10 protein-coding genes and 2 tRNA genes are annotated in these 9,651 nt (G+C 50.8%); 11 read left to right on the top strand and 1 reads right to left on the bottom strand.

Annotated elements, in window-relative coordinates:
• The first annotated feature begins 30 nt into the window (after positions 1–30).
• From RSX24_RS16935 to yajC, 10 genes are all read left to right on the top strand, one after another.
• A tRNA-Leu gene (locus RSX24_RS16935) sits at positions 31–111 on the top strand.
• Between the two features lie 5 nt (positions 112–116).
• Positions 117–190: transfer RNA gene (locus tag RSX24_RS16930), tRNA-Pro, on the top strand.
• 198 nt (positions 191–388) lie between these two features.
• The gene (locus RSX24_RS16925; RefSeq protein ID WP_343261254.1) at positions 389–1,024 is read left to right on the top strand and encodes a BofC C-terminal domain-containing protein; all 636 of its coding nucleotides are present in this window, start codon (positions 389–391) and stop codon (positions 1,022–1,024) included.
• Positions 1,025–1,220: 196 nt separating this feature from the next.
• The gene (gene ruvC / locus RSX24_RS16920) at positions 1,221–1,724 is read left to right on the top strand and encodes a crossover junction endodeoxyribonuclease RuvC (protein WP_236415418.1); all 504 of its coding nucleotides are present in this window, start codon (positions 1,221–1,223) and stop codon (positions 1,722–1,724) included.
• Positions 1,721–2,335 (top strand): Holliday junction branch migration protein RuvA, encoded by a 615-nt coding sequence (gene ruvA / locus RSX24_RS16915; RefSeq protein WP_236415420.1) that lies wholly within the window; start codon positions 1,721–1,723, stop codon positions 2,333–2,335. Before ruvC ends, ruvA begins: the two co-directional genes overlap by 4 nt.
• A 74-nt stretch (positions 2,336–2,409) precedes the next feature.
• Positions 2,410–3,420, top strand: a complete 1,011-nt coding sequence (gene ruvB, locus RSX24_RS16910) for a Holliday junction branch migration DNA helicase RuvB (protein ID WP_236415422.1) — start codon at positions 2,410–2,412, stop codon at positions 3,418–3,420.
• A gap of 103 nt (positions 3,421–3,523) precedes the next feature.
• The gene (locus tag RSX24_RS16905; protein WP_438286850.1) at positions 3,524–5,614 is read left to right on the top strand and encodes a SpoIID/LytB domain-containing protein; all 2,091 of its coding nucleotides are present in this window, start codon (positions 3,524–3,526) and stop codon (positions 5,612–5,614) included.
• 7 nt (positions 5,615–5,621) lie between these two features.
• Positions 5,622–6,650 (top strand): tRNA preQ1(34) S-adenosylmethionine ribosyltransferase-isomerase QueA, encoded by a 1,029-nt coding sequence (queA, locus tag RSX24_RS16900; RefSeq protein WP_236415425.1) that lies wholly within the window; start codon positions 5,622–5,624, stop codon positions 6,648–6,650.
• A gap of 44 nt (positions 6,651–6,694) precedes the next feature.
• Positions 6,695–7,831 carry a tRNA guanosine(34) transglycosylase Tgt gene (tgt, locus tag RSX24_RS16895; protein ID WP_236415426.1) on the top strand — a complete coding sequence of 379 codons (1,137 nt, stop codon included), beginning with the start codon at positions 6,695–6,697 and terminating at the stop codon, positions 7,829–7,831.
• Positions 7,832–7,895: 64 nt separating this feature from the next.
• Positions 7,896–8,207, top strand: a complete 312-nt coding sequence (yajC, locus tag RSX24_RS16890) for a preprotein translocase subunit YajC (RefSeq protein WP_236415427.1) — start codon at positions 7,896–7,898, stop codon at positions 8,205–8,207.
• Between the two features lie 124 nt (positions 8,208–8,331).
• Here the strand turns inward: yajC and RSX24_RS16885 are convergent, their stop codons facing one another.
• A complete protein-coding gene (locus RSX24_RS16885) occupies positions 8,332–8,724 on the bottom strand; it encodes a TIGR04086 family membrane protein (RefSeq protein ID WP_343261252.1) in 393 nt (130 codons plus the stop codon).
• A 225-nt stretch (positions 8,725–8,949) separates the two neighbouring features.
• On the opposite strand from RSX24_RS16885, the gene RSX24_RS16880 reads away from it, so the two are divergent.
• Positions 8,950–9,651, top strand: coding sequence for a DUF421 domain-containing protein (locus RSX24_RS16880; RefSeq protein WP_339278470.1), 702 nt, complete (start codon positions 8,950–8,952; stop codon positions 9,649–9,651).

Here is a 9,651-nt window from a genome sequence, read left to right as displayed (position 1 = left end):
TCTCTCAGGGCGCGCCATTTAATTAAATAAGCCGGTGTGGCGGAATGGCAGACGCGCTCGACTCAAAATCGAGTGGGGAGACCCGTGGAGGTTCGAGTCCTCTCACCGGTATTTAACGGGATGTAGCTCAGCTTGGTAGAGCACCTGGTTTGGGACCAGGGGGTCGCATGTTCAAATCGTGTCATCCCGATCTTTCGAAAGACGGACTATCATAATAGATAGTCCGTCTTTATTGTTTTCCATGAGAGAAACTGTTTTATTTTGCATAAAGCTGAGCCCTTTCGGTCACAATATCCTTAAAACAGGGATAGAAGGGGTTCATGTGAACACATTTAAGCTCAGAAAACAATTAAAGCGACGTTGGCGTCGATGGAAACGCACAGCATGGATGGCTGTAGCTTTGATAACGATCACGGTGTTGGCGGGTAGTGGATTGTCCATCTCTTCGCATGTTCAGCGGCTGCTGACAACCCATTTCGGTGAGGCTAAGGCTGTTATGGGGCTTGCCGAACCGGAAGCAATGGTGACGGAAAAAGCGCAAATGGTGTTGAAGCAATTGGGAACGGACCCAGATCGGTTAACTCGGGTTGTCCTCGAGACACGTTATATTTGCGGGATTGAAACGGAGCAGTTGGGGCGTTTAACGAATTCGCAGCTAGAAGCATTGTTGCTTCAGCATCCTGAATGGGAGCCCGAATTGAAAAGTACTGATCTTGTTCAAGTCAGTCAACAGATTGACGATCTTTCACCGTTGTGCAAAGAGAAGGCGTATATCAGCGTCGATGCCGTAGGGAATTTAAATTTATATGAAGGACGTCCAACCAAGGAGAAAGTCATCCGGACATTTTTTCAAATGGATGTGGGTTCCCTCGAATCTTCTTTGCCGGAAGGGGTATTGGAACAATTGCAGCAAGGGATACGCGTACAGGACAAAGATGAATATAACAGTGTGATCTCCACATTTAGCGATTATGCCCTCGATCGGGAGTATGAAGCAGCACAGCCTGTGCAAAGCGGCGGGTAAAAACAAACCAACATAATAGGTGGAGTGTGCCAAGGCATCGTCGGATGCCTTTTTTGCATTGTTGAAAATGATCGAAACTCATCAAATGTTGCGGCATCATCGTCTCGACAAAGTTTTTCCTGCCGCAGGATCATAAACTTTGTTATAATGAAATGAACGATACATATGTTCGCTTTATTGTAAGGGAGAGATGGTTTTGCGTTTTTTGGGGATCGACCCGGGGATAGCGATTGTCGGCTTTGGTTTTGTGGACAAAATCGGAAGCCAGGTAAAGCCTGTGCAGTACGGCTGCATTCAAACCGAGGCTCATACGCCCGAAGAAGAACGGCTGCTTCATGTGTATGAGGGCATGGTGCAGTTGATTGATAAATATAAACCGGATGCGATTGCGCTGGAGAAGTTGTTTTTTAACCGAAACGTGACGACAGCCATGTCGGTCAGCCAAGCGAGAGGGGTCATGGTGCTTGCAGCAGCTCAGAAAGGGCTGCCGATCGCGGAATATACGCCAATGCAAATTAAACAGGCCATCGTGGGTTACGGCAAGGCGGAGAAACGCCAGGTGCAGGAGATGGTTCGTATGTTTTTGCGTTTGCAGGCCATTCCGAAACCGGACGACGTGGCGGATGCGCTGGCCGTAGCCGTTTGTCACGCCCACTCATACACACTAAATAACAAGTTGAATGAGGTATTGCGAAAATGATAGATTTTCTTAGAGGACAGTTTGTGCTTGTGGAGAATGAATATATTGTGTTGGATGTGCATGGAGTGGGGTATCGCGTGTTCTGCCCTAATCCCTTTGTTTTTGCCAAACAAGAAGGGGAAATCACGGTGTATATTCATCACCATGTACGTGAAGACGCAATCCTTTTGTTTGGTTTTGCATCCCGGGATGAGCAGCGTCTTTTCCGCAAATTGATTGAGGTATCCGGCATCGGGCCGCGGGTTGCATTGGGGATTCTGGCAGGGGGAACGCCTGAGCATGTCGTTACGGCGATTTATCAAGAGAACATTACGTTCCTGACCAAATTGCCGGGAATCGGCAAAAAGACGGCACAGCGCATGATTTTGGACCTGAAGGACAAATTGGACGGCTTCGGTACGGCTGCATTGGCGACAGGGTTGTTTGCCCCTCCGTCGGAGGAACAGGGCAGCGGGTCTGCGTGGGATGAAGCTCGAGAAGGCTTGAAGGCATTGGGTTACACGGACAGCGAGCTGGATAAAGTATGGCTGAAGCTCAAAAAAGACGCCACTGCGGCAGATTCGGTGGATGTGCTGATGAAGCGGGCGCTGCAGATGCTGTTTAAAGGATAGCGAGCTGATCGGTGACAGACCATTTCAGACAACCAAGTCAACCAAGCAGCCAGCAAAGAAGGTAGGGATATAACATGGAAGACCGGATTATTTCCGCCAACCTGATGATGGAGGACCAAGCTGTGGAGCTGAGCCTGCGTCCCCGGTATTTGAACGAGTATATCGGACAGAATCAGGTCAAGGAAAATTTGAAAATATACATCGAAGCCGCAAAAATGCGTAATGAAGCGTTGGACCACGTGCTGTTGTACGGTCCTCCCGGACTGGGGAAAACAACGCTGGCCAATATTATCGCGAACGAGCTCGGCGTGAATCTAAGAACAACATCGGGCCCTGCGATTGAACGTCCAGGAGACTTGGCTGCGCTTTTGACCAACCTGCAGGAAGGTGACGTCTTGTTCATTGACGAGATTCACCGCTTGCATCGTACCGTGGAAGAAGTCATGTACCCGGCCATGGAGGATTTTGCGCTGGATATTATGATCGGCAAAGGTCCGAGTGCACGTTCCGTGCGTCTCGATTTGCCTCCATTTACGCTGATCGGTGCAACGACGCGTGCAGGATTGTTGTCGGCTCCGCTCCGCGATCGTTTCGGCGTGATCAGTCGTTTGGAATTTTACACGGTGGATGAACTTGCGTTTATCGTGTCGAGGGCTTCGGAAATTCTTGGCGTCGACATCGTGGGCGATGCGGCAGAGGAGATTGCTCTTCGTTCTCGCGGTACGCCGCGGATTGCTAACCGTCTTTTGAAAAGGGTACGGGATTTCGCCCAAGTGCGGGGGGACGGCATGATTACGCAGGCTTTGGCAGAAGAGGCGTTGAAACGTTTGCAGATCGACCCGAGAGGGTTGGACGAAATCGACCATAAGATGCTCAAATCCATGATTCAAAGTTTCAAAGGAGGCCCGGTCGGGCTGGATACGATAGCTGCCACCATCGGGGAAGAGAGCCAAACGATTGAGGACGTATACGAGCCTTATTTGCTGCAGATCGGCATGCTTCAACGAACTCCGAGGGGCAGGGTGGTGACGGATTTGGCGTATCACCACCTGGGCATTCCCCTTCCGCCAAGGGACGGGAAGTAATGGTTGGATGGAGCATCTGACGCAACATCAACGATAAAAAGCAGCTCATAAGCAGGACGCATATTTCCGATAATCCAATGGATATAGCATGGAGAGGAGTTTGATTGTGGGAAGAGCGAGGAATCGGAACAAGTGGAGCAGACGCATTAAGGTTTTTGCGGCGGCATTGCTGACTGCGGGATGCCTGCAGTTGCCTGCCTATGCGGCAGAAAGCGACGGCCAAACGATCCGGGTTGCGATGTTTGCGAACCTGGGAAGCACGTACAAATCGACAACACCGCTTATTACGCTGGAATCCACGGGAAAATGGAGCATTGGTTCTGGCGGCGGAGCCAACTTAAGCATCCCTGCAGGGCAAATCCGATTCAGCGCGGACGGTTATAGGGTTAAAGTGCTGGAAACGACTGATTTCCAAACGGCGTCGGCTGCGGCTAAACGGTTACAGGCCACTGCGGACACGCCGCTGCTGTTTACAACAACGGTCAACGGCAAAGAGACCTATCAGCTGTATACAGGCAATTATGCGACAGCAGCGCAGGCCGGACAAGCCGTAGCCCGTGTCCAAAACACGGCTGCAGCCCAACTTGGCGGCCAGAAACCGGTGGTTACCGGAAGCAAACGGCTGACGACGGGCACGTACAGTTCGCTTGAGGAGGCGCAGGCAGCACAGGCGACTTTGCTGTCGGCAGGCATTACGGCTTATCCTGTGCTCCAATTGGGGGCAAATGCTTCGGGATACGCGGTTTGGGTGGGCGAAGCCTCCACGGATGCAGAGCTTGCGGCACTGAAAACAACGGTTGATGCTCAAGCACCTGGTTTGAGTTTATCTGCAGTGAATGACGGTCAACCCGGGCTGATCATCCGTACGGATGCAGGACTCAGCCTGGATGCTCTCAAAACGGCAGCACATTATACGATGGCAGGCACCAATGCCAAAGCTTTGGTACAGGGAGACGGCAGCGGAATCAAAGTCGCGGAGCGTTCACAGCGGACCTACCGCGGCGATATGGAAGTCAGCATCGTAAACGGGGACCTGGCTCTGGTCAACGTTGTACCGCTGGAGCAATACCTGTATTCAGTCGTGGGCGCAGAAGTGTATTCCTCGTGGCCGGCAGAGGCGTTAAAAGCTCAGGCTGTAGCAGCGCGCTCCTATGCGCTTCAGCAGGGTGACCGCTTCAAGATTGCCAATGTCGTGGATACAACGCTCAGCCAGGCGTACAACGGAATGGGATCCGAGAATGACAAAGTAAACAGCGCCGTCGATGCGACCGCGGGCGAAGTGGTCAAGAGTGGCGGTAAAATCGTCGAGGCTGTGTTCTCGTCCAATGCGGGCGGGCAGACGGCACATCCTTCCGAAGTTTGGAACGGCGCAGAAGGTGTATTCAATACGGTTGACAGCTCGGGAGATGTTGCGGCCCAGGCAGGACTGCATACGTGGTATCACGTGCTTCTTAGCTCGGGGGTCAGCGGATATATACGCGAAGACAACGTGAAGGAACTCTCTTCCCAAACGAATGCAGGGCTATCCAAAGTAACGGTTACGGCCCAAAATACCAACGTGCGACCGATTCCGATGATCCAGTCCAATGTGAACCCGGTGGCAAAAATGAATCCAGGCAACGAAGCCGTAGTTTTGGCGAAAGTGCCTGAATCAAATACGTATTCCTGGGTAAGAGGCCCGTTTACTTCAGCTCAACTAGTCAAAACCCTTCAAGGCAAAACGACATCCTCGGTACCGTCAGCCATCTCCACGTTGGAGGTAACGAAACGGGGGCCGTCGGGAAGGGCGCTCGAAGTCAGTGCCAACGGACAGGCGATGACCGTGAAATATGCGGACACCTATCGTTCTGCATTGGGCGGGTTGCCGAGCACATTATTTGATATTGCCGGGACCGGAAGTTATACTGTATTAGGCGCTGACGGCGTGCAAGCCAGCAAAACCGGGGCGAACGGCGCAGCCGTGTTATCGGCTTCCGGGACGGGCACATCGTCCGGAAACGCACTCGTCGTCATGAGCGGGGACGGAACGGCCAGAGCCGTAACCCAAGGCCAAACCTTCATGTTTATCGGTCAGGGCAATGGCCATGGTCTGGGGTTGTCCCAGTGGGGTGCCAAAGGCATGGCGGATGAAGGGTATGATTACCAGGCCATTTTGAAACACTATTACCAAAATGCGACTATTGTTAAGGAATGAATTTAAGATGAATGTGGATCTATATAATTTTGAACTGCCGGAAGAGCTGATCGCGCAGACGCCATTGCTTGAGCGCACGGCGTCCCGGCTGCTTACGTTGAACAAGGAAACGGGCGAGGTTCACCACCGCAAGTTTCCGGATATTATCGACTTTTTTGAGCCGGGAGACACGCTTGTATTGAATGATACCCGTGTCCTCCCTGCACGGTTGTTCGGAACAAAGCAGGACACCGGAGCCAAAGCCGAAGTGCTTTTGCTCAAAAATGTGGAGGGAGACCGCTGGGAAGCGCTGGTCAAACCAGGGAAAAAGCTGAAAGCGGGATCGGTCATCGTATTCAGCGATGAGCTGAAGGCCGTGATCGACGAAGAAGGCGAAATGGGTGCCCGAATGCTCACCTTTATGTATACCGGCATTTTTCAGGAGATTTTGGACCGCTTGGGAGAGATGCCGCTTCCCCCGTACATCAAGGAGACCCTTGATGATCGGGAGCGGTACCAGACGGTATATGCGAAGCATGAAGGATCGGCTGCGGCACCGACGGCGGGCCTGCATTTTACCGATGAACTGCTCGACCGCATCCGCGCGAAAGGCGTCAACATTGCTTTCATCACGCTGCACGTCGGTTTGGGAACATTCCGGCCGATGTCCGTGGATGTCGTTGAAGAGCATGTGATGCATGAGGAGTACTATTCTTTGTCTCAGGAAACGGCCGATTTGATCAATGACACGAAAAAGAGGGGTAACCGCGTATTCGCCGTTGGCACGACGAGTTGTCGTACGTTGGAAACGGTAGGCAGCCAGTCCGAGGACGGCTTGCTTAAGGAAAGCAGCGGCTGGACGAGCATTTTCATTTATCCGGGCTATTCCTTCAAAGTCATTGATGGCATGCTGACAAATTTCCATTTGCCGAAGTCGACGCTGGTCATGCTGGTCAGTGCGCTTGCCGGCAGGGAACACATTATGGATGCATACGCGGAAGCGATCCGCGAGCGGTATCGGTTTTTCAGTTTTGGCGACGCCATGCTGATCTATTGATTCGGCGGAATTTACGAATATTTTTCAGAGGATGATTATAAACGATGGCAGCCATTACGTATGAACATATTAAAACTTGCAAACAGTCAGGCGCGCGTCTTGGACGTGTCCACACGCCTCACGGGATCATTGAAACACCTACCTTTATGCCTGTCGGTACACAGGCAACCGTAAAAACGATGAGCCCGGAAGAATTGAAGGAGATGGATGCCCAGATCATCCTGAGCAACACGTATCATCTCTTCCTTAGACCAGGACATGAGATCATACGCCAGGCTGGCGGACTGCATAAATTTATGAACTGGGATCGCCCCATTTTGACGGATAGCGGCGGATTCCAAGTATTCTCGCTCAGCGAGATGCGCAAAATTACCGAGGAAGGCGTTCACTTCCGTTCCCATCTGAACGGAGACAAAAAGTTTTTGTCCCCCGAAGTAGCTATGGAGGTTCAAAATGCACTCGGCTCCGATATCATGATGGCGTTTGACGAGTGTCCTCCTTACCCGGCCGAATACGAATACGTGAAAAAGTCGCTGGAGCGGACGAGCCGCTGGGCGGAACGTTGTCTGGAAAGCCATGCCAGACCGCATGACCAAGGATTGTTTGCCATCGTTCAAGGGGGCATGCACGAGGACCTGCGGAGACAGAGCGCTGCGGATTTGACTTCCATGGATTTCCCGGGGTATGCTATTGGTGGACTGAGTGTCGGAGAACCCAAACATTTAATGTATGGTGTATTGGATTATACGGTACCTTTGCTGCCGTCCAATAAACCACGGTATTTGATGGGGGTAGGTTCGCCCGATGCATTGATTGAGGGATCGATTCGGGGAGTGGACATGTTCGACTGTGTACTGCCTACACGGATTGCCCGTAACGGAACTACGATGACAAGTCAGGGACGCCTGGTCGTTCGGAATGCGCAGTTCGCAACCGATTTCGGCCCGCTTGACCCCGAGTGTGATTGCTATACTTGCCGGAACTACTCCAGAGCATACTTGCGTCACCTGATCAAAGCGGATGAAACGTTTGGCTTGCGGTTGACCACCATCCATAATCTTCACTTCTTGCAGAATTTGATGCGCAATGTGCGGAAAGCGATCATGGAAGATCGTCTGCTTGATTTCCGGGATGAATTTTTCGATCAATACGGTCTGCACAACAATGAGAAAGGGTTCTGATCGGGTTTTGCGGAACCTGGGAGCCACGAACGAATTGGTGAAAAGCTGATAAGGGGGAGTCCATATGTTTCAAGGAATGACTGCGAGCGCAGCGGCAGGCGGAGGCGGAATTCTCGGCCTGATCGTGCCACTGGTGCTCATGGTGGCCATTTTCTACTTTCTGATGATTCGTCCTCAGAACAAAAAACAAAAAGAACGCAACGCCATGTTGGGCCGTCTGAAAAAAGGCGACAAGATCGTAACGATTGGCGGCCTGCACGGCACCATTGCCGAAATCACGGATGATACGGTTGTATTGCGTGTAAACGATGTCACGAAGCTGACGTTTGACCGCAATGCCATCAGCAGCGCCGTAAGCCGGGAAACTGCGGAATAAAGCAGACAGGCATTTTTCATGAGAGAAAGGGAGCTCCTCGGGAGCTCCCTTTCTCTTTTTGTTTGTGATGAACGTTTGATAGAAAATGATCTGACGACTTTCCCCGCCGGTTTCGTCGTTTATTTCATGATTTGCGTATATTTACTCCAAAGATGCCACCCAGAGCGGAAATGACGAACGCGCTTGCGAGCTGTAGTCCGTCTTTCCAGTTAATCACGGCATCCAGTGCCAAAAAACCGATCAACAACACGATAACACCATAAATAATACCGGTAATTCCGCCATGGTACCACCCCTTTTCACCAGAGCGTTTGCCGGCCAGAAAACCACCGATCAATAAGGAGACGGCGTGAACGATGTAAGTATACCTGGAGAGGTCTTGTTCCTGCATGTCCGTCATCCAGAGGAAACAAGAGAGAATCAACGCCCCCAGAAACATCCACACGAATGCATGACAAAGACCGGACAAAATCGGATTGGTCAATCGGAACGGATTCATTCGTCGAATCAGCTGCATAAAGCAACCCCCTTGTACAAGTTTAAATTAATACAGTTTATGGTCAAGCCTCCCCACTTATGAACTGATTTTCCATTATATGAACAATCGAAAAACTGCATCAGCATGTGAGGTTCAGGCCAAAATAGGGATTACGCTCCAGGCTTCACTACAACTTATAATTAAGGGAGGAATCCTGTTGTGAACCTTTCAGATATCGGAGTACATATTTTTAGAACGATCCTGATGTATTTTATTGTTTATGGCGCCATTCGCGTCATGGGCAAACGTGAAATCGGGAAGCTGTCCATGTTTGATCTGGTCGTCTCGATCATGCTTGCTGAAATTGCCGCATTTGTTATCGAAGACACGGATAAGCCGTTGTTCCACGGCATTGTGCCCATGCTGACGGTGCTTGTGATGCAGATCGCCATGGCCTACATGAGTCTCAAAAGCCGTGGTTTGCGTTTGATGATCGACGGCAAACCCGTGGTGTTGATTTCTAAGGGCACGTTGAATCGCGATGAAATGCGCAAACAGCGTTATAACCTTGATGATTTGCTGCTGCAGCTTCGAGAGCAAAATATAGATAGTATCAGCGAAGTGGAATACGCCATTTTGGAAACGACAGGCAAGCTTACCGTTTTCCCGAAAAATCAGAACGGGAGCGTGTCTGCAACAGGGGGCAATTTAAATTCCAACAGTATACAGAAACCGAGAAAAGATAAGGTGGACGGTTTTCAAAACATTAAATACGAAGGTTTGCCACTGCCTCTGATCATGGATGGGAAAGTTCAGGACCAGAATCTGGAGTTGATTCAGAAAACCAGATTCTGGCTCAAAAACGAGATTCAACAGAAGGGTATACTTGATTTCAAGGACGTCTTCATTTGTTCCATTGACCATAACGGAAAAATTTACGTAAGTCCCAAAGAGGATCCGAAGTAA

Source organism: Paenibacillus hubeiensis, assembly GCF_032334105.1.
GTDB lineage: Bacteria > Bacillota > Bacilli > Paenibacillales > Paenibacillaceae > Paenibacillus > Paenibacillus hubeiensis.
The sequence above is the reverse complement of the archived record's forward strand: the minus strand, read 5'-3'. Positions and strand labels throughout refer to the sequence as shown.

What these genes read in the sequence shown, in the direction of transcription:
- RSX24_RS16925 (WP_343261254.1), top strand. Translation starts at nt 389, where the DNA reads ATGGCTGTAGCTTTGATAACGATCACGGTGTTGGCGGGTAGTGGATTG.
- ruvA (WP_236415420.1), top strand. Translation starts at nt 1,721, where the DNA reads ATGATAGATTTTCTTAGAGGACAGTTTGTGCTTGTGGAGAATGAATAT.
- ruvB (WP_236415422.1), top strand. Translation starts at nt 2,410, where the DNA reads ATGGAAGACCGGATTATTTCCGCCAACCTGATGATGGAGGACCAAGCT.
- queA (WP_236415425.1), top strand. Translation starts at nt 5,622, where the DNA reads ATGAATGTGGATCTATATAATTTTGAACTGCCGGAAGAGCTGATCGCG.
- tgt (WP_236415426.1), top strand. Translation starts at nt 6,695, where the DNA reads ATGGCAGCCATTACGTATGAACATATTAAAACTTGCAAACAGTCAGGC.
- yajC (WP_236415427.1), top strand. Translation starts at nt 7,896, where the DNA reads ATGTTTCAAGGAATGACTGCGAGCGCAGCGGCAGGCGGAGGCGGAATT.
- RSX24_RS16885 (WP_343261252.1), bottom strand. Translation starts at nt 8,724, where the DNA reads ATGCAGCTGATTCGACGAATGAATCCGTTCCGATTGACCAATCCGATT.
- RSX24_RS16880 (WP_339278470.1), top strand. Translation starts at nt 8,950, where the DNA reads ATGTATTTTATTGTTTATGGCGCCATTCGCGTCATGGGCAAACGTGAA.